Genomic DNA, 18,389 nt, shown 5'->3' with positions numbered 1-18,389 from the left:
AGCGATATAACAGGAACGAACCTCCAATCTCAGGATAGTGTTTGTCATGCCTTCGCTAAACGGTTTCACGGAAATATCTTCGTTAGCCTAAATTTAGCGCTACTCTTAAAGAACACTGGATTCCGTGAATCAATAATTCAGGAGAAAGTATTATGTTAGTAACGAGCAAAAAAATGACCGCTGCCATTTTGGCAATTACTCTGGCAATGTCGCTGAGTGCCTGCTCTAACTGGTCCAAACGTGACCGTAACACCGCAATTGGTGCTGGTGCTGGTGCAATCGGTGGTGCAGTCCTGACTGACGGCAGCACGCTGGGCACGCTGGGTGGTGCTGCAGTAGGTGGTATTATTGGCCACCAGGTGGGTAAATAATTTACGGTTAAACGGCTCGATATAATAATACGTTTACTTTTTCAGGTCTGTATTATTAAAAAGCCACGGAAAAATTCCGTGGCTTTTTTTATTAACCGCCAGCCAATTTAACTTTCATTCCTTTGGCTTCCAGCAGCGATTTAATCAGGTCGCGTTTATCACCCTGTATCTCAATCACGCCATCCTTCACTGCCCCGCCGCAACCACATTTTTTCTTCAGTTCCGCAGCTAATTTGGTCAGTTCAGCATCGTCCTGATCTATTCCAGTAATCAGGCACACGCCCTTACCTTTGCGGCCACTGGTCTGTCGCTGGATACGGACAATGCCATCGCCTTTGGGACGCTCTGGGACGGCTTTCGGTTCATCAATACGCCCGGTGTCAGTTGAGTAGACCAGACGAGAATTTGAGTCGTTCATTTACGCACCTCGTTTCAGGGAGGCATTGATCATCTTCAGCGTCTGAGCCGGATCTGCCGACTGTGTGACCGGACGACCAATAACCATATAATCCACACCAACTGACTGTGCCTGTTCCGGCGTCATAATGCGACGCTGGTCGCCTGCCTCGCTACCTTCAGGGCGAATACCCGGCGTAACCAGTTTAAATGCCTGGCCAAACGCCTGCTTGAATCGCACTGCTTCCTGCGCTGAGCATACGACGCCATCCAAACCACAATGTTGGGTTAAACGCGCCAGCCTTTCCGCATGCTCCGCAGGTGACAACGTCACGCCAAGGTCGGCAAGATCGCTGGCTTCCATACTGGTCAGAACTGTTACTGCAATCAGCAGCGGCGCATCCTTGCCAAAAGGCACCAGGGCTTCACGTGCGGCGGTCATCATACGCGCCCCACCTGAAGCATGAACGTTAACCATCCACACGCCAAGCTCAGCCGCCGCCGCAACGGCATGCGCGGTAGTATTGGGAATATCATGAAATTTCAAATCAAGAAAAACGTCAAAGCCACGCTGTTGTAAATCGCGAACCAACTGAGGTCCAAAAAGCGTGAACATCTCTTTGCCCACTTTCAAACGGCAATCACGAGGATCAATTCTGTCGACAAAAGCTAATGCTTTATCACGATTGGAATAATCGAGAGCGACAACGACAGGAGAATCAGTAACAGCACGAGAAGAAGATGAAGCAGTAAACGTCATGACCAGACCTTCCTGAGGATGGGCGCCATCAGCGGCGCAAAATGGGTAAACGGCGTGCATTCTACCTGCGGCAATAGAAAATTAACAGGCGCGATTACATTTCTGCCAGGCGAATTTGGCAACGGAGGTTGAGGATGGATTGGTTACACATCATTAGTATGTTGTAACTAAAGTGAAGTTTTTTTAAAAATTACAGCCCATCAAGTCCGCGAATAGGCTTAATGGTTGACCATGAGCGACAGGATGGGCAGTGCCAGTACAGTGTATATGCGGTAAATCCGCACTTCTGGCAACGATAGCGCGGCTTGCTGCGCACCTGCTCCCCAACCATATCGCGCAGAACCATCAGGCTCTCTTTCGCGCGCCCTTCTTCTGCTTCGTTAAGATGGTAATCCATCAACTTGTGGAACACGCGCATCGTAGGATGGCGTTGTAGCTGGCGGGTAATATAAACCTGAGCGGTATCAGTCCCCTCACGCGCTTCAAGAATATCGGCCAGCATCAGCTCTGCGGCGGCGCCAGTATTCTCCTCAACGGCCCGACGTAAAAACTCGGCCCACTCATCGTTTTTCCCCAGATGCTGGTAGCAGCTTTGCAGCATTTCCAGCGTTTCGCTGACCAGTTCTTTATCCTGAGAAATCACGCGTTGCAGACTTTCAACGGCCTTCGCGTAATCGCCTTTCACCATGTACACACGGCCCATCATGATGGAAACACGTGCACTGTTTTTGTCTGCCGCAGCCCCTTTTTTCAACAGCGTCATGGCGCGATCCATATCGTCGCTGCCCATCTGCTGTAAGGCCAGTTCGCAGTAGAAGTGAGCTATCTCGATACGTTGTTTATCTTTACCGAGCTTCACCAGGCGTTCTGCAACATCAATCGCTTTCTGCCATTCGCTGGTTGCCTGATAAATTTGCAGCAGTTGCTGTAATGCACCGACGCGAAAATCTGTTTCATCGGTAAGCTGATTAAACATGTCTTCCGCGCGGTCGTACAGACCTGCGGCCATGTAGTCGCGCCCCAGCTGTTGTACGGCCAACAAACGCTGCTCGTAGGTTAGCGAAGCACTTTCCATTAACGTTTGATGGATGCGGATTGCACGGTCGACTTCACCGCGCGAGCGAAACAGGTTTCCGAGGGTGAGATGAGCCTCAACGGTGCCCGTATCCTCTTTTAGCATATCGAGGAACAGATCCACCGCTTTGTCTTGTTGGTTACTCAGGAGGAAGTTAACCCCGGCGACATAGTCACGGGAAAGACGGTTAGCTTCATCCTGCTTGGTTTGTTGCGCACTTCTGCGACCCATATACCACCCATAGGCAGCGGCTACAGGCAAAAGCAGAAACAACAACTCCAACATAAATAATTATTCCTTCACAACCGACGAATCGGCAGAAACCGCAACGTCGGTCGCAGGCGTAAGCTGGTTTTCCAGTCGTTTGATTTTACGTTCGGCACGCGCAAGAGACACACGAACCTTCAGCCAGAAAAGGCCGCAAATTAACCAACCAATCGCAAAACCTGCGGCAAACAATACAGCAAGCAGCGTAGAGATACGATACTCGCCCTGAGCCAGCAGGTAATTAAACGTAACCTGTTGATCGTTTTGCGCACCTAATGTCACCGAAATAACAAAAATCGCCAACACCAGTAAGAAAATGAGTAAATATTTCACATTACTTCCCGTTATGTGGTTTGAGCGAATAAATCGTGTACAACTTACCGCGTTGAGCCCTTTAAATTACCATTTTCACAACGAGTGCGAAACGGAAAAGCGCTTTCCCCTTTCTGATTTAAGGGCAAAATTCGAAAAATCAATCATGGCTAACTTTCTTGTTCACGCTGAGCGATTTCTTTTTCCTCCTGCACAGGCGGCGTTAATGGTCCGCATACCCGCTGCGCAAGCCATGTCGCCAGTGTTACCAGCAACCATGAAATCAGCGTTGCAACGACCAAATCACGGGGCCAGTGCATGCCTAATAGCAAGCGACTCCCCATAACACCCGTAGCCCAGATAAGTAAAAACACAATCGTCAGCGTACGTCGGCGTGGCCATAACAGCCCTACTGCCAGTAAAGCCCAGCTGGCGGCAAACATCGTATGCCCTGACGGAAAGGCAAAACCCGTTTCTTTTTGCCAGTGCTTACGTAGAAACGTCGGAATATCCTGTTGTTCTGCCAATTGCTCTTTAACTAAGTGACCACGATCTTTACGTTTTAAAGTGTAGAACTCATCAACCGGAATATGGTGCGTTTTTTCCAGCCACACGACAAAGGGCCGAGGTTCCTGCACCCTGTCTTTAACCCAGGACTTCACGCCCTGACCGACTAAAATTGCCGCAGCCAGGATCGCAAACAGCATTACCGCAGCTTTCAGACGAAAACGCAGACACCACAGAAACCATGCACAGAGAACAACGTGAGTGATAATGCCCCACGGCTGCGTCACCGTTTCCGTTATCCAGTACAGAGATTTTAGCCACCAAACGTTATGTCCCGGCTGCCAGCTCCAGCCCGATACCCATACGGCAACCGGCATAATAAGTAGCAGCCCGGCCCCGACCGCAGTGCGCTTTGCAATTGACAGCATTGCCTCTCCTTTCGTCGATAAGTCTCACAATCATAACTGAAAAAAGCGCATGCCGGGGAAATTGACAATTTTGTGCCATTCCAAAAGCGAATCCGTTGTCGCGATTAGGTGAACATCGTTGCCTTATGGCAAAATAGTGCAATATAGAACAGAAGCCAACAGGCGACGGCACGACAGTGCCAGCATAATCTGGAGAATTACATGCAGCTTAAACGTGTGGCAGAAGCCAAACTGCCAACCCCCTGGGGTGATTTCCTGATGGTGGGATTTGAAGAACTGGCAACCGGACACGATCACGTCGCACTGGTTTTTGGCGATATCACAGGCCAAACGCCTGTCCTGGCGCGTGTCCACTCCGAATGTCTGACTGGCGATGCATTGTTTAGCCTGCGTTGCGATTGCGGTTTCCAGCTCGAAGCGGCTCTCACCCATATTGCTGAAGAAGGGCGCGGTATCCTGCTTTATCATCGTCAGGAAGGACGCAATATCGGCCTGCTCAATAAAATCCGCGCCTACGCGTTGCAGGACCAGGGTTATGATACCGTTGAAGCTAACCATCAGTTGGGCTTTGCGGCAGATGAGCGTGATTTCACGCTGTGTGCGGATATGTTCAAGCTGCTTGGTGTGGACGAAGTTCGTTTGCTGACCAATAACCCGAAAAAAGTGGAAATTCTGACCGAAGCGGGAATCAACATTGTTGAACGCGTGCCGCTGATTGTGGGTCGTAACCCGAACAATGAACATTACCTGGACACCAAAGCCGCCAAGATGGGACATTTGCTGGGCAAGTAATAGTTGTTACCGTCGATAAAAAAGCCTGCTCTCGCAGGCTTTTTACATTCTAGCTCAACATATTACGAATCACGTAGTGCAGAATGCCATCGTTTTGGTAGTACGTTAGCTCCGTCGCGGTATCGATACGGCAGCGGCATAAAACAACTTCTTTACGTCCATCTGAGCGAACCATACTCACCGGCACTGTTGCACCCGGTTTGATGTTTTGCAGATCCGTAATATCGATCGCTTCCTCACCGGTTAGTCCCAGCGTTTTACGCGTGACGCCCTGCGGGAATTCCAGCGGCAAAATCCCCATACCAATCAGGTTAGAACGGTGAATTCGCTCAAAGGATTCAGCGATAACCACGCGAACCCCCAGCAAGCGCGGGCCTTTTGCCGCCCAGTCGCGACTGGAGCCAGAGCCATACTCTTTCCCGGCAATAACCGCCAGGGGAATATTCTCCTGTTGATATTGCATAGCCGCATCATAGATAGCCACTACCTCAGTTCCCGGCAAATGACGCGTCATCCCACCTTCCACGCCGGGCACCATCTCATTGCGAATACGAATATTGGCAAAGGTACCACGCATCATGACTTCATGATTCCCGCGTCGTGAACCGTAGGAGTTAAAATCTTTACGCTCCACGCCGTGGCTTTGCAGATAACGCCCCGCCGGGCTGTCCGGCTTAATACTACCTGCAGGAGAAATATGGTCAGTGGTGACGGAATCTCCAAGCATTGCAAGGATACGCGCACCATGAATGTCCTGGACCGGATCCGGCGTCGCCTGCATACCATCGAAGAACGGCGACAAGCGGATATAGGTTGAGTCAGACTGCCAGCCATAGGTATCAGCCCGATCAACCTGGATTGCTTTCCATTCCGGCGTGCCTTCAAACACTTCAGCATATTCTTTATGGAACATGGCGGTAGAGACCTGCTCCACGGCACGGGCAATTTCCTGAGCCGTCGGCCAGATATCTTTCAGATATACGGGATCGCCCTTTCTGTCATGCCCTAACGGATCTTTAGTCAGATTGATATTCATATTCCCCGCCAGCGCATAGGCCACCACAAGCGGCGGAGACGCCAACCAGTTGGTCTTCACGAGCGGATGGATACGCCCCTCAAAGTTTCGGTTGCCGGAAAGCACAGCACCAACGGTGAGGTCGCCTTTTTTGATAGCTGTCTCGATAGGATCGGGTAACGGACCCGAGTTACCGATACAGGTGGTACAGCCATAACCTACAAGGTTAAATCCCAGCTCATCAAGGTATGGCGTGAACCCTGCCTGCGCCAGATAATCAGACACCACCTTCGATCCTGGCGCCAGCGAGGCTTTCACCCACGGCTGACGTTTCAGACCAAGCGTCACAGCTTTTTTCGCCAGCAGCCCCGCCGCCATCAATACGCTTGGGTTAGAGGTGTTGGTACAGGAAGTGATCGCCGCAATAACCACAGCACCATCCGGCAACTGGTACTGGTGACCGTTCATTGTATAGTCCACTGGCTGGCTATCTTTCAGTGAGCTATTCACTTCGAGTTCATTACTCGCCGAAAACGCTTTCGGGACATCAGCCAGTGCCACCCGATCCTGCGGACGCTTCGGTCCGGCAAGGCTAGCTTCTACACTGCCCATATCCAGCTCCAGTGAACTGGTAAATACGGGTTCATCCCCAGGATTACGCCACATGCCCTGCGCTTTGGCATAGGCGCTGACCAGCTCAACCTGCTCCTCACTGCGCCCACTCAGACGCATATATTCAAGAGTGATGCTATCGATCGGGAAGAAACCGCAGGTTGCGCCGTATTCCGGTGACATATTCGCAATGGTTGCCCGGTCGGCCAGCGGTAAGGTGTCCAGGCCATCACCGTAGAATTCAACGAATTTACCGACCACGCCGTGCTTACGCAGCATCTGGGTGACGGTTAAAACCAGGTCAGTAGCGGTGATGCCTTCCCGCAGTTTGCCCACCAGTTTGAAGCCCACAACATCCGGGATAAGCATAGAGACGGGTTGACCCAGCATTGCTGCTTCGGCCTCAATGCCCCCAACGCCCCATCCCAGCACACCGAGACCATTAATCATTGTCGTATGGGAATCGGTTCCGACCAACGTGTCAGGATAAGCCACCCACTCACCGTCCTGTAACTCGCTCCAGACGGCTTTGCCGAGGTATTCAAGGTTAACCTGGTGGCAAATCCCCGTTCCCGGTGGCACAACGCTGAAGCGACTAAATGCCTGCTGTCCCCATTTCAGGAACACATAACGCTCATGGTTACGTTCCATTTCCAGGCGTACGTTTTCTTCGAAAGCATCATCATCACCAAAACGGTCCACCGTTACCGAGTGGTCAATGACAAGGTCCACTGGCGAAAGCGGATTCACTTTTGCTGTATCTCCGCCCAAACGTTTCACCGCTTCGCGCATGGCGGCCAGATCGACCACCGCCGGCACGCCGGTAAAATCCTGCATCAGAACACGAGCGGGTCGATAGGCAATTTCACGATCGGCATGGGCAGTCTTCAGCCAATGCGCGAGCGCATGAATATCATCTTCGGTTACGGAATTACCATCCTGCCAACGAAGCAGGTTTTCCAGTAACACTTTCAGCGATTTTGGTAGTCGGGTGATATCACCCAGTGATTTAGCGGCCAGAGGTAAACTGTAGTAGCGGTAGGTTTTATCTTTAACCTGCAATGTGTCCTTACTGGCTTCTCGTAGGGTCGACGACATAGCTCCTCCTTAAATGACAGGGTTGGATCCCCTGATTTCCTCAGGGTTAGTATTAAAGATAACACAAACAAAATGTAACGCTTTGATAACAACTCAAATTGATAAAAGTAGCGCGCGATACAAAAGCGCGAAGTGAGGTCAATGGTAGGGAAGAAGGTCTAGCCGTGTAGATTAATAGGATGAATATTCAGCAGGCAATAGCGCAATCGATAATACGTTGATTAGGTGGCTGATGGTGAATACATGGGATAAACAATTCGATATTTAAGGCCACGAGGTAATCGTTATTATTATAAAATACGTACGAATTATTGTTTCTGTTTATCATCATCGGTTAACAGGTCAATAAACGCCCGTTGTTCAGGAGAAAGATTCCAGGATTCGGGTATCTTTGGATCTTTCTCGGCTACGGTTTTGCTCTCTTGCTCATGGTCATGAGACGCTGGCGTCACGGTAGAGTGCTGCTCCGGTGCGGACATACTTACCCCCACACGTTCCAGGCCACGAGTGCGACAATAATCCAGAATATCGCAGAGCCAAGAAACACGGCGAACCAGGCTTTACGTTTCATCGCGGGATCCCGGCGTGCAGGCTGGTTTCCTGAAGGCATCGCTAACCTCATACTATCGAAATCACTTATCATTTAGGCACCAAACAATTGGTACAATTAATCATCAGATAGGAGGAATCCTAATAAAAAAGGCGAAAAAAAGCCAGTTAATTTTCGGACTCGATCTGATAAATAAATCAATTGTTTGATCAATTATGAATATTTGAGCGTGATTTTTGGCAAGCTGACTAATTTGAAACTACTTTAGAGAACTTTTTCCATAAATAATATATGGTTAATATATAGGAGGAGAAATAATGAATTCAGACTCCCCCGTCGGTATCACTTTATGCTTACAGATACCGACGAGGTAACAACCGTTATTATTTCTCAGGCAATTTAATATCTTTAAACATGGCTTCAATATCATCGTTGGAACGCAGCGCCACCGCCGTGTCCACCACATCACGCGTCAGATGCGGCGCGAAACGTTGAATGAAATCATACATGTAACTACGTAAGAAGGTGCTGCGACGAAAACCAATTTTGGTGGTGCTATGGCTGAAGATATCGTGCGCATCCACACGTACCAGGTCAGGATCGGAAACAGGATCAACCGCCATACTGGCAATTACACCCACGCCGAGACCCAGACGGACATAGGTTTTAATAACATCGGCATCGGTCGCGGTAAAAACAATACGCGGCTCCAGACCCGCACGGTTAAACGCGGTGTCCAGCTCCGAACGCCCGGTAAATCCAAAGGTGTAGGTCACCAGTGGATACTGTGCCAGTTCCTCAATAGAAACCGAGGATTTTCCCGCCAACGGATGATCCGGCGTGACGACAATCGAACGGTTCCAGTGGTAGCAAGGTAACATCACCAGATCGTCATACAGATGCAGGGCTTCCGTCGCGATGGCAAAATCCGCATTCCCTTTCGAGACGGCTTCGGCAATTTGCGTCGGCGATCCCTGATGCATATGCAATGAAACACGAGGATATCGCTCAATAAAACCCTTAATCACGTTCGGCAAAGCGTAACGTGCCTGGGTGTGCGTGGTGGCGATATATAGCGAGCCTTTATCCGGCCAGGTATGTTCGCCAGCAACGGACTTAATAGCATCTACCTTAGACAGTACTTCGCGCGCAATACGGATAACTTCCTGCCCCGCTGGCGTAACCTGGGTCAGATGCTTACCGCTACGGGCGAAAATCTGGATGCCAAGTTCATCTTCCAGCATACGAACTTGCTTACTGATACCGGGCTGAGAGGTATAAAGCCCTTCCGCCGTTGAGGAGACATTAAGGTTGTGGTTCACCACCTCAACAATGTAGCGAAGCTGCTGTAATTTCATGTTATGCCATCCCGATTCGCGCCATCAAATCATCGTTTCAGTGCAGGCTCGTGGGCGCTGCTAATACGATTTAATAATAAAAAGACTGTTAACTATAACCACTATATCATTTATATGTACGCTGTATAGGTATGACAAAAAATAATATGCCAGAAACAAAAAGGGCCGCTTACGCGACCCTTTGAGGAGAAATTCAGCCGAAACGCTGTTATTTCTTCCCTTCTACCCATTTACCGTCAACGAAGAACGCGGACCAGCCAGTCGCCTTACCGTCTTTCTCAGCGGCAACGTATTGCTGCTTGGTTTTACGGCTGAAACGAACCATAGACTTGTTACCATCCGGGTCTGTTTGCGGCGCATCTGCCAGATAACGCAGTTTTTCCGGCAGGCGATCGCGGAAGCGGTACAACTCTTCCACCAACGGCGCACGAGTCTCACGTGATTTCGGGAACGTATTGGCCGCCAGGAAGATACCTGCAGCACCATCACGTAACACGAAATACGCGTCAGATTTTTCACACGGCAGTTCCGGCAGCGGAACCGGATCTTCTTTCGGCGGAGCAACTTCACCGTTACGCAGGATCTTACGGGTGTTTTTACACTCGTCGTTAGTACACGCCATGTACTTGCCGAAACGTCCCATTTTCAGGTGCATTTCAGAACCACATTTTTCGCACTCTACGATAGGACCGTCATAACCCTTGATACGGAATTCACCCTCTTCGATCTCGTAGCCGTCGCAGGTTGGGTTATTACCACACACATGCAATTTACGCTTAGGATCGATGAGATAACTGTCCATTGCTGTACCGCACTTCTGGCAGCGGCGTTTGGCGCGCAATGCGTTCGTTTCAGCGTCATCGCCTTCCAGCACGTTCAATACTTCGTTTTCCGGCACCAGGTTAATGGTGGTTTTGCAACGCTCTTTCGGGGAAAGTGCGTAGCCGGAGCAACCAAGGAAAACGCCGGTACTGGCGGTACGAATACCCATCTTGCGTCCGCAGGTCGGGCAATCAATGCTGGTCAGCACCATCTGGTTCGGACGCATACCGCCTTCTTCAGGATCTTTCTCGGCTTTATCTAACTGCTGAGTAAAATCAGTGAAGAAGTTGTCGAGTACGCCCTTCCATTCGGCTTCGTGATTCGCCACCTGGTCGAGGCTGTCTTCCATCTGCGCGGTAAAATCGTAGTTCATCAGCTCGCGGAAGTTTTCTTCCAGACGATCGGTGACGATTTCACCCATTTTTTCAGCGTAGAAGCGACGGTTTTCAACGCGAACATAACCGCGATCCTGAATCGTAGAGATGATCGACGCATAGGTGGATGGACGACCAATGCCACGCTTTTCAAGCTCTTTAACCAGCGAAGCTTCACTGAAGCGCGCAGGCGGCTTGGTGAAATGCTGCGCAGGTGTCAGCTCGATAAGCGTCAAGGTATCGCCTTTGTCCACCGCCGGTAAGATGCGATCTTCATCGCCCTTACGCAGCGCTGGCATCACTTTGGTCCAACCATCGAAGCGCAGAATACGACCACGCGCTTTCAGACGGAAATCACCCGCACCTACGGTCAGGGTGGTAGAGTCATATTTCGCTGGCGTCATCTGACAAGCAACAAACTGGCGCCAGATCAGCTGATACAGTTTTTGCGCATCGGCTTCCATATCTTTCAGCGACTCCGCCAGTACGGCGACATCGGAAGGACGGATAGCTTCGTGTGCTTCCTGCGAGTTCTCTTTGCTGGCGTACTGGTTCGCGCTCTCCGGCAAATATTTTTTGCCAAAATTATCACTGATGTAATCGCGAACCATGGTGACAGCATCCTGGCTCAGGTTGGTTGAGTCAGTACGCATGTAAGTGATGTAACCCGCTTCATACAAGCGCTGCGCCATCATCATGGTTTTCTTCACACCAAAGCCCAGACGCGTGCTCGCAGCCTGCTGTAGCGTGGAGGTAATGAACGGTGCGCTCGGCTTGCTGCTGGTCGGTTTATCTTCACGTTCCAGGACGCTATAGCGCGCTTTTTCCAACAGGCTAACCGCGGCAAGCGTTTGTTCCCGATTTACAGGACGGAACGGTTTATCATTTTGATGCGTCACCTCAAGCGGCAACGCGTCACCGCCCGGCGTGGTCGTGTTAGCATCAATTTCCCAGAACTCTTCTGGAACAAATGCTTTGATTTCGCGTTCACGCTCAACCACCAGACGCACAGCCACAGACTGTACGCGACCGGCAGACAGACCACGCGCAATTTTTTTCCACAGCAGTGGCGACACCATATAGCCCACCACACGGTCCATAAAGCGGCGCGCCTGTTGCGCATTAACACGATCGATGTTCAACTCGCCCGGTTTTTCAAACGCCTGGCGAATAGCATTTTGGGTAATTTCGTTAAACACCACGCGGCTGTAGCGGGTGTCGTCGCCACCGATGACTTCCCGCAGGTGCCATGCAATGGCTTCCCCTTCGCGGTCAAGGTCGGTTGCGAGATAGATGTGGTCGGCTTTTTCAGCCAGTTGCTTCAGTTCAGAAACAACTTTCTCTTTACCAGGCAGCACTTCATAGCGCGCATCCCAGTTGTGCCACGGGTCAACACCCATACGGTTGACGAGAGCGCCACGTTCATCCTTTTTGGGCTTTTTAGCCGTTTTGGTGGAGGTTGAGTCGGCGCTCTTTTTAGTTGCTGAGCCACTGGTCGGCAAATCACGGATATGACCGACGCTGGATTTCACCACGTAGTCATTACCCAGATACTTGTTGATCGTTTTGGCTTTTGCCGGGGACTCAACGATGACAAGAGCTTTACCCATATTCACCTTTACCTAATTTGATTCTTCCAGAATGCGTCGCACGTTGATTCACCTTCCACTGGCGACGAGACATCGATATGGTCTCTGCGTCGGCGGATATCAACCCCTTAAACTGTTTCGCGCTTGTAATGTAACTCTCATGTAACTGAGTTAACAGGCTTTTTTTCTCACAAACGCTCTAGCACGACGAAGTATTGGTCGAATGTCAAGCAAATCTGTTGCCAGATTGACGAAAGCGTCACACTGTACCTGATAAAATGCGTTACGCAACTTTATTAGCATGCAAAAACAAATCTCGCCAGTTGTAACACTGTCGTAAAACCTTCATTTATGTCAGGGAATATTTGCCCATAAGGCGGGCTCAGCGTAGACTAATGTCCTTGTTTAAGGAGTAAATCATGCATAAAGACACTCAACCCATCGATCGCGAAACACTGCTGATTGAAGCCAACAAAATCATTCGTGAGCATGAGGACACGCTGGCGGGGATTGTCGCCACCGGCGTTACGCAGCGAAACGGCGTGCTGGTTTTCAGCGGAGATTACTTTTTAGACGAGCAAGGGCTACCAACGCCCAAAAGTACGGCTGTGTTTAATATGTTTAAACACCTGGCGCACGTACTTTCTGAAAAGTATCACTTGATCGATTAACTCGAGAAATAACTTGCCGGATGGCGGCAACACCTTATCCAGCCTACATTGATGCCTATTTGTAGGCCGGATAGGATATGTGAGCATCGCTATCCGGCAATGACAATTTTACATCAGTGGCTTCTGCCCCCGCTGCCACCAGCGCATCAGCAAACGATCGGCGCTCTCCGCCGCACTACCGGTAAAACGATCCATCAGCTTTTTACGCTGCAGATAGCGAACGTTCAACACTTCACGACCTTCCATCAGCCCGAGGATCACCTCATCGCTGGTATTGATCTCATCCACCAGCCCATTTGCCAGCGCCTGTTGACCAAACCAGTGTTCACCCGTGGCAACCTGCTCAATGTCCAGAGTCGGGCGCATACGATGGACAAAATCTTTAAACAAATGATGTGTTTCGTTCAGATCTTCACGGAATTTCTGCCGCCCTTCTTCCGTGTTCTCGCCAAGCAGCGTCAACGTACGCTTGTACTGTCCGGCGGTGTGCAGTTCGATATCAATATCTTTCCCTTTCAGGAAGCGGTTAAAGTTCGGGATCTGCGCCACCACGCCAATTGAGCCGACGATAGCAAACGGCGCCGAAACAATTTTATCTGCCACGCAGGCCATCATATATCCGCCGCTCGCAGCGACTTTATCTACCGTGACGGTCAGTGGGATCTGCTTATCGCGCAGGCGTTGTAACTGGGACGCAGCCAGGCCATAACCATGTACCACACCGCCCGGGCTTTCCAGACGAACCACCACCTGATCCTGAGGTTTAACAACCGCCAGCACCGCCGTCACCTCTTCGCGTAATGCGCTGACCTCATGGGCATCCATACTGCCTTTAAAATCAAGCACCCATACACGAGGTTTATCTGATGACGTACTGTCACCCAGTTTCGCCTTTGCCTTGGCGGCCTTCGCCTCCAGCTTCTGTTTCTTTTTCTGCGCCTTATGCCAGAATTTTTGCTGATGCCCATCCAATAAGGCCAGCGACAGATCTTCCTTCATCTCTTTATATTGATCGCTGAGGTTAATAACCCGCAATTCCCCACGCTGACGTTTGCGTTGTGTCGCGTTTACGATCAGCATCACCACCACTGCAATAGCCACCACGACAGTGACAATTTTTGCCAAAAACAGCCCATATTCAGACAACAATTCCACGAGACCCACCTTGGTTAAACAACGCGACTTCCGCTCAGTGTACAACAGGCGTGTCACCTCGTCTTGCTTCATACATCCAGTGCTTAATCAGTAAAAAGCATGACAAAGCGTTCATTTTGCGGTGTTATTGCCTTTGGCTGATTGAAAAAGAACAGGGTTTAAGGCATAAAGCCCAAAAGTTATTGCGAACGAGATGGCCAGGGCATCGCCGAGGAGTAGCCGTGCATTACCAACCTAAACAAGACCTTTTACAGGGCCGCATTATTCTTGTCACCGGTGCCAGCGATGGTATCGGACGCGAAGCCGCGCAGACCTATGCACGCTATGGCGCGACCGTTATCCTGCTTGGGCGTAACGAAGAAAAACTGCGTCAGGTTGCCCGCACTATCGCCGATGAAAACGGGACACAACCACAGTGGTTTACACTGGATTTACTGACCTGTACCTCTGAAGAATGTCACCAGCTTGCACAGCGCATTGCCGCACATTTCCCACGTCTGGATGGCGTACTGCATAACGCCGGATTACTCGGCGATATTTGCCCAATGAGTGAACAAAACCCACAGGTCTGGCAGGATGTGATGCAGGTAAATGTGAATGCCACTTTTATGCTGACTCAGGCATTGCTGCCGTTGTTACTCAAATCCGATGCCGGATCGCTGGTCTTTACCTCTTCCAGCGTCGGCCGCCAGGGACGCGCCAATTGGGGGGCGTATGCCACCTCAAAATTTGCTACCGAAGGGATGATGCAGGTTCTGGCTGATGAGTATCAAAACCGTCATCTGCGCGTAAACTGTATCAATCCTGGTGGAACACGAACTGGCATGCGAGCCAGCGCATTCCCCACGGAAGATCCACAAAAATTGAAAACTCCCGCCGATATTATGCCGCTCTACCTGTGGCTGATGGGCGATGACAGCCGCCGTAAAACCGGTATGACTTTTGACGCCCAGCCGGGCCGTAAACCAGGAATTGCCCAATGAGTGAAGAACGCTATCAGCAACGTCAACAGCGCGTAAAAGATCGGGTTGACGCACGCGTTGCCGCCGCTACGGACGAGCGCGGGATCATCATCGTATTCACCGGAAATGGTAAGGGTAAAACCACCGCCGCATTCGGTACCGCCACGCGCGCGGTGGGCCACGGTAAAAAAGTCGGCGTCGTACAATTTATTAAAGGTACGTGGCCAAACGGAGAACGTAACTTACTTGAACCCCACGGCGTAGAGTTTCAGGTTATGGCGACAGGATTTACCTGGGAAACGCAAAACCGTGAGTCCGACACCGCGGCCTGTATGGTCGTGTGGGAACACGGTAAGCGGATGCTGGCCGACGATAAACTGGATATGGTGGTGCTGGACGAGCTGACCTATATGGTGGCATACGACTATCTGCCGCTTGAAGAGGTCATCACTGCCCTAAACGCGCGCCCTGCCCATCAAACGGTGATTATCACCGGCCGTGGATGTCATCGCGATATTCTGGAGTTAGCGGATACGGTCAGCGAGTTGCGCCCGGTCAAGCATGCGTTTGAAGCGGGCGTGAAGGCCCAGATAGGGATTGATTACTGACAGTAGGCCGGATAAGGCGCTTGCGCCGCATCCGGCTCCACGCTAAGGCCTGATGGCGCTTTGCTTATCAGGCCTGGTCATGATTAACCGTTGTTGCTACGACCACCCGGACGACGGCTGCTAGCGACCTGTGAGTGGCGCTTCACCGCACGACGGATCTGATTTGCCTTCATGCGACGACGATCTTTCTCGACGGCAACTTTAGATGTCGTTTCCGGCTTCAGTTCCACCAGTTCACGCAGATAGTTGGTCTGCGCGAGGTCAAGCTCGGTCCAGCCACCACGCGGCAGGCCTTTCGGCAGCGGGATATCACCGTAACGAACACGAATAAGACGGCTTACCTGTACACCTACAGCTTCCCACAGGCGACGGACTTCACGGTTACGCCCTTCGGTCAGCGTGACGTTATACCACTGGTTGATCCCTTCACCACCGCTGAACTTGATCGTTTTAAATGCCGCCGGACCATCTTCCAGCTGTACGCCACGACTCAGATCGCGCAGTTTGGCATCATCAACCTGACCAAACACACGTACCGCATATTCACGTTCAACTTCACGGCTTGGGTGCATCAGACGGTTAGCCAGTTCACCATCGGTGGTAAACAGCAGTAAACCGCAGGTATTCACGTCCAGACGCCCTACGGCAATCCAGCGCGCATCACGCAGTTTTGGCAAACGATCGAACACGGTCGGACGACCTTCCGGGTCGTTACGGGTACACAGTTCACCTTCTGGCTTGTAATAGGCCAGAACGCGGCAGATTTGCTCCGCAGACTCTTTAACCGAAATCAGATGACCGTCGATACGGATTTTCAGACCCGGAGTGACTTCAACGCGATCGCCGAGCGTGGCAATTTTGCCATCAACGCTCACGCGACCCGCGGCAATAATAGATTCGATTTCACGGCGAGAACCGTGGCCAGCGCGCGCCAGCACTTTTTGTAACTTTTCGCTCATAGAGCTTCCTTTAGATGTCGCCTTCACAGGCGTCGAACAGGAGAATCAACGGCGCCAGTCAGCGCCATTTTAAGGCCGCGTAGTATAGCGGTTCGCGCCCTTATAAGAAAGGTTTAACGTCGCCGACGCCTTCACGTAACACTACCGGGGAATCGTCGGTTAAATCGATGACCGTGGTCGGCTGCTGACCGAGATAGCCACCGTGGATAATCAAATCCACCAGTTTTTCCAGACGGTCTTTAATCTCTTCCGGGTCTGACTCAGTAAATTCACTGCCCGGCAGCATCAGCGATGTAGATAGCATCGGCTCGCCCAGTGCTTCCAGCAGCGCCAGCGCAATCGGATTCGATGGCACACGCAGGCCGATGGTCTTACGTTTTTCCTGCAACAAACGGCGCGGAACTTCTTTCGTCCCTTTCAGGATGAAGGTGTAGTTGCCCGGCGTGTTGTTTTTAATTAAACGGAATGCCACGTTGTCGACAAACGAATAGGTCGACAGTTCGGACAGGTCACGACACATCAGCGTAAAGTTGTGTCCGTCCGGCAGGTGACGGATGCGGCAAATGCGCTCCATGGCGCCTTTATCTTCAATTTTGCAGCCCAACGCATAGCCGGAATCGGTTGGATACACGATCACCCCACCTTTACGCACGATTTCAACGGCCTGATTGATCAGTCGCTGCTGCGGGTTTTCGGGATGAATATAAAAAAACTGACTCATACTTTCCTCTCTGTGATCGCGGGCTGCTCCCAAAGTTGCCAGACGCCTTCTACGCCTGCGGGCAACCAAAGTTTACGGCCCAACTCAATCCATGGGCAGGGTAGATGAAAATCAGACCCTTGCGATGCCCACAGTTGATGCGAACGCGCAAGCGTCGCCAGATGGGTGCGTTCATTGGGAGACTGCTGGCACTGTGCTACTTCCATCGCGTCGCCGCGATGTTCAGCAAAATGTGCAACCAGTCTTTTCAGCCACTTAGCGCTAAGATCGTACCGCCCAGGATGAGCCAGAACAGCCTTACCGCCAGAATGATGAATGACATCAATAGCTTGTTCTATTGTACACCACTGTGGCGGAACGTAACCGGTTTTCCCACGGGCAAGATATTTTTTAAAGACATCCGCCATGGTTGTGGCTTTTCCACATTCCATCAGGAAACGCGCAAAATGGCCCCGCGTAACCGCCCCGCCATCAGCCAGGCGTAACGCCCCTTCCCACGCGCCGGGGATATGCGCTTTGTCGAGTCGTTCAGCAATCAGGCGTGCACGCTGCTGACGACGTTCCGTTTGTTGCGCCAGAAACTCACACATCATGGGATGGGCGATATCAATGTTCAGACCCACTATATGGATCTCATGGTTTTCCCAGACCGTTGATATCTCGACGCCAGGGATCAAATTTAAGGCTAAACCTGAACGTGAAATTTCTTCTCTTGCCGCCGCAATGCCGGCCGTGGTGTCATGATCGGTGATCGCCAGTGTACCGACTCGCATCTCTACCGCACGGTGTACTAAGGCTTCTGGCGTTAATCGCCCATCGGAGGCTGTAGTATGACTGTGCAGGTCATAAATCACTGCGTAATTCGTGTCGCTCAAGGCGGCTCCCGTTTCAATAAATGTCGTATCACGCCCATCATAGCGGTTTCGACAAATATACTGAAATCAGGTGTTGACTTTATTCCATCGAACTAGTTAACTAGTACGCAAG

Annotated in this window: 19 protein-coding genes; 5 read left to right on the top strand and 14 right to left on the bottom strand. The window is 51.1% G+C overall.

Annotation, left to right across the window (positions count from 1 at the left end):
* The first annotated feature begins 152 nt into the window (after nucleotides 1–152).
* Nucleotides 153–371, top strand: coding sequence for an osmotically-inducible lipoprotein OsmB (gene osmB / locus OGX96_RS16950; RefSeq protein WP_003020583.1), 219 nt, complete (start codon nucleotides 153–155; stop codon nucleotides 369–371).
* A gap of 91 nt (nucleotides 372–462) precedes the next feature.
* Here osmB and yciH read toward each other — a convergent pair whose 3' ends face one another.
* The 5 genes from yciH to pgpB all read right to left on the bottom strand — a co-directional run bounded on the left by yciH (nucleotide 463) and on the right by pgpB (nucleotide 4,116).
* Nucleotides 463–789, bottom strand: coding sequence for a stress response translation initiation inhibitor YciH (gene yciH / locus OGX96_RS16945; RefSeq protein WP_003833315.1), 327 nt, complete (start codon nucleotides 787–789; stop codon nucleotides 463–465).
* The gene (gene pyrF / locus OGX96_RS16940; protein ID WP_156174809.1) at nucleotides 790–1,527 is read right to left on the bottom strand and encodes an orotidine-5'-phosphate decarboxylase; all 738 of its coding nucleotides are present in this window, start codon (nucleotides 1,525–1,527) and stop codon (nucleotides 790–792) included.
* Nucleotides 1,528–1,717: 190 nt separating this feature from the next.
* A complete protein-coding gene (lapB, locus tag OGX96_RS16935; RefSeq protein WP_008784929.1) occupies nucleotides 1,718–2,887 on the bottom strand; it encodes a lipopolysaccharide assembly protein LapB in 1,170 nt (389 codons plus the stop codon).
* Between the two features lie 6 nt (nucleotides 2,888–2,893).
* A complete protein-coding gene (locus OGX96_RS16930) occupies nucleotides 2,894–3,202 on the bottom strand; it encodes a LapA family protein (RefSeq protein ID WP_003020595.1) in 309 nt (102 codons plus the stop codon).
* 149 nt (nucleotides 3,203–3,351) lie between these two features.
* Nucleotides 3,352–4,116 (bottom strand): phosphatidylglycerophosphatase B, encoded by a 765-nt coding sequence (gene pgpB, locus OGX96_RS16925; protein ID WP_003833318.1) that lies wholly within the window; start codon nucleotides 4,114–4,116, stop codon nucleotides 3,352–3,354.
* 201 nt (nucleotides 4,117–4,317) lie between these two features.
* Here pgpB and ribA point away from each other — a divergent pair, with 201 nt between their 5' ends.
* A complete protein-coding gene (ribA, locus tag OGX96_RS16920) occupies nucleotides 4,318–4,908 on the top strand; it encodes a GTP cyclohydrolase II (RefSeq protein WP_003020601.1) in 591 nt (196 codons plus the stop codon).
* Nucleotides 4,909–4,957: 49 nt separating this feature from the next.
* On the opposite strand, the gene acnA is transcribed toward ribA, so the two are convergent.
* The 5 genes from acnA to topA all read right to left on the bottom strand — a co-directional run bounded on the left by acnA (nucleotide 4,958) and on the right by topA (nucleotide 12,347).
* Nucleotides 4,958–7,633 (bottom strand): aconitate hydratase AcnA, encoded by a 2,676-nt coding sequence (gene acnA, locus OGX96_RS16915; protein WP_198802327.1) that lies wholly within the window; start codon nucleotides 7,631–7,633, stop codon nucleotides 4,958–4,960.
* 308 nt (nucleotides 7,634–7,941) lie between these two features.
* Nucleotides 7,942–8,112 (bottom strand): YciX family protein, encoded by a 171-nt coding sequence (locus tag OGX96_RS16910; protein ID WP_165612489.1) that lies wholly within the window; start codon nucleotides 8,110–8,112, stop codon nucleotides 7,942–7,944.
* A gap of 2 nt (nucleotides 8,113–8,114) precedes the next feature.
* Complete coding sequence (locus tag OGX96_RS16905) at nucleotides 8,115–8,255, bottom strand: YmiA family putative membrane protein (protein ID WP_213732144.1); 141 nt, start codon at nucleotides 8,253–8,255, stop codon at nucleotides 8,115–8,117.
* A gap of 311 nt (nucleotides 8,256–8,566) precedes the next feature.
* Nucleotides 8,567–9,541 (bottom strand): HTH-type transcriptional regulator CysB, encoded by a 975-nt coding sequence (gene cysB / locus OGX96_RS16900; RefSeq protein ID WP_003020610.1) that lies wholly within the window; start codon nucleotides 9,539–9,541, stop codon nucleotides 8,567–8,569.
* 208 nt (nucleotides 9,542–9,749) lie between these two features.
* Complete coding sequence (gene topA, locus OGX96_RS16895; RefSeq protein WP_198802329.1) at nucleotides 9,750–12,347, bottom strand: type I DNA topoisomerase; 2,598 nt, start codon at nucleotides 12,345–12,347, stop codon at nucleotides 9,750–9,752.
* 398 nt (nucleotides 12,348–12,745) lie between these two features.
* Between topA and OGX96_RS16890 the strand changes: the two genes are divergently transcribed.
* Nucleotides 12,746–12,997, top strand: coding sequence for a YciN family protein (locus OGX96_RS16890; protein WP_003020616.1), 252 nt, complete (start codon nucleotides 12,746–12,748; stop codon nucleotides 12,995–12,997).
* A 108-nt stretch (nucleotides 12,998–13,105) separates the two neighbouring features.
* Here the strand turns inward: OGX96_RS16890 and sohB are convergent, their stop codons facing one another.
* Nucleotides 13,106–14,152 (bottom strand): protease SohB, encoded by a 1,047-nt coding sequence (sohB, locus tag OGX96_RS16885; RefSeq protein ID WP_032934465.1) that lies wholly within the window; start codon nucleotides 14,150–14,152, stop codon nucleotides 13,106–13,108.
* 221 nt (nucleotides 14,153–14,373) lie between these two features.
* Between sohB and OGX96_RS16880 the strand changes: the two genes are divergently transcribed.
* Both OGX96_RS16880 and cobO read left to right on the top strand, forming a co-directional pair.
* Complete coding sequence (locus OGX96_RS16880; protein ID WP_008784935.1) at nucleotides 14,374–15,135, top strand: YciK family oxidoreductase; 762 nt, start codon at nucleotides 14,374–14,376, stop codon at nucleotides 15,133–15,135.
* The gene (gene cobO / locus OGX96_RS16875; protein ID WP_198802331.1) at nucleotides 15,132–15,722 is read left to right on the top strand and encodes a cob(I)yrinic acid a,c-diamide adenosyltransferase; all 591 of its coding nucleotides are present in this window, start codon (nucleotides 15,132–15,134) and stop codon (nucleotides 15,720–15,722) included. The genes OGX96_RS16880 and cobO overlap by 4 nt, the downstream gene beginning before the upstream one ends.
* An 83-nt stretch (nucleotides 15,723–15,805) precedes the next feature.
* Here cobO and rluB read toward each other — a convergent pair whose 3' ends face one another.
* The 3 genes from rluB to rnm all read right to left on the bottom strand — a co-directional run bounded on the left by rluB (nucleotide 15,806) and on the right by rnm (nucleotide 18,277).
* Nucleotides 15,806–16,681, bottom strand: coding sequence for a 23S rRNA pseudouridine(2605) synthase RluB (rluB, locus tag OGX96_RS16870; protein WP_198802333.1), 876 nt, complete (start codon nucleotides 16,679–16,681; stop codon nucleotides 15,806–15,808).
* Between the two features lie 100 nt (nucleotides 16,682–16,781).
* On the bottom strand, nucleotides 16,782–17,402 hold the full coding sequence (locus tag OGX96_RS16865) for an L-threonylcarbamoyladenylate synthase (RefSeq protein ID WP_003833336.1): 621 nt from the start codon (nucleotides 17,400–17,402) through the stop codon (nucleotides 16,782–16,784).
* Nucleotides 17,399–18,277: an RNase RNM gene (gene rnm, locus OGX96_RS16860; protein ID WP_060682125.1), complete on the bottom strand. Its 879-nt coding sequence runs from the start codon at nucleotides 18,275–18,277 to the stop codon at nucleotides 17,399–17,401. Before rnm ends, OGX96_RS16865 begins: the two co-directional genes overlap by 4 nt.
* Between the last annotated feature and the right edge of the window lie 112 nt (nucleotides 18,278–18,389).

The organism is Citrobacter sp. Cpo100, from assembly GCF_030332595.1.
GTDB classification, from domain to species: Bacteria; Pseudomonadota; Gammaproteobacteria; order Enterobacterales; family Enterobacteriaceae; genus Citrobacter; species Citrobacter portucalensis.
This window is presented reverse-complemented; position numbering and strand designations above follow the sequence as displayed.

What these genes read in the sequence shown, in the direction of transcription:
- osmB (WP_003020583.1), top strand. Translation starts at nt 153, where the DNA reads ATGTTAGTAACGAGCAAAAAAATGACCGCTGCCATTTTGGCAATTACT.
- yciH (WP_003833315.1), bottom strand. Translation starts at nt 789, where the DNA reads ATGAACGACTCAAATTCTCGTCTGGTCTACTCAACTGACACCGGGCGT.
- pyrF (WP_156174809.1), bottom strand. Translation starts at nt 1,527, where the DNA reads ATGACGTTTACTGCTTCATCTTCTTCTCGTGCTGTTACTGATTCTCCT.
- lapB (WP_008784929.1), bottom strand. Translation starts at nt 2,887, where the DNA reads ATGTTGGAGTTGTTGTTTCTGCTTTTGCCTGTAGCCGCTGCCTATGGG.
- pgpB (WP_003833318.1), bottom strand. Translation starts at nt 4,116, where the DNA reads ATGCTGTCAATTGCAAAGCGCACTGCGGTCGGGGCCGGGCTGCTACTT.
- ribA (WP_003020601.1), top strand. Translation starts at nt 4,318, where the DNA reads ATGCAGCTTAAACGTGTGGCAGAAGCCAAACTGCCAACCCCCTGGGGT.
- acnA (WP_198802327.1), bottom strand. Translation starts at nt 7,633, where the DNA reads ATGTCGTCGACCCTACGAGAAGCCAGTAAGGACACATTGCAGGTTAAA.
- OGX96_RS16910 (WP_165612489.1), bottom strand. Translation starts at nt 8,112, where the DNA reads ATGTCCGCACCGGAGCAGCACTCTACCGTGACGCCAGCGTCTCATGAC.
- OGX96_RS16905 (WP_213732144.1), bottom strand. Translation starts at nt 8,255, where the DNA reads ATGAGGTTAGCGATGCCTTCAGGAAACCAGCCTGCACGCCGGGATCCC.
- cysB (WP_003020610.1), bottom strand. Translation starts at nt 9,541, where the DNA reads ATGAAATTACAGCAGCTTCGCTACATTGTTGAGGTGGTGAACCACAAC.
- topA (WP_198802329.1), bottom strand. Translation starts at nt 12,347, where the DNA reads ATGGGTAAAGCTCTTGTCATCGTTGAGTCCCCGGCAAAAGCCAAAACG.
- OGX96_RS16890 (WP_003020616.1), top strand. Translation starts at nt 12,746, where the DNA reads ATGCATAAAGACACTCAACCCATCGATCGCGAAACACTGCTGATTGAA.
- cobO (WP_198802331.1), top strand. Translation starts at nt 15,132, where the DNA reads ATGAGTGAAGAACGCTATCAGCAACGTCAACAGCGCGTAAAAGATCGG.
- rluB (WP_198802333.1), bottom strand. Translation starts at nt 16,681, where the DNA reads ATGAGCGAAAAGTTACAAAAAGTGCTGGCGCGCGCTGGCCACGGTTCT.
- OGX96_RS16865 (WP_003833336.1), bottom strand. Translation starts at nt 17,402, where the DNA reads ATGAGTCAGTTTTTTTATATTCATCCCGAAAACCCGCAGCAGCGACTG.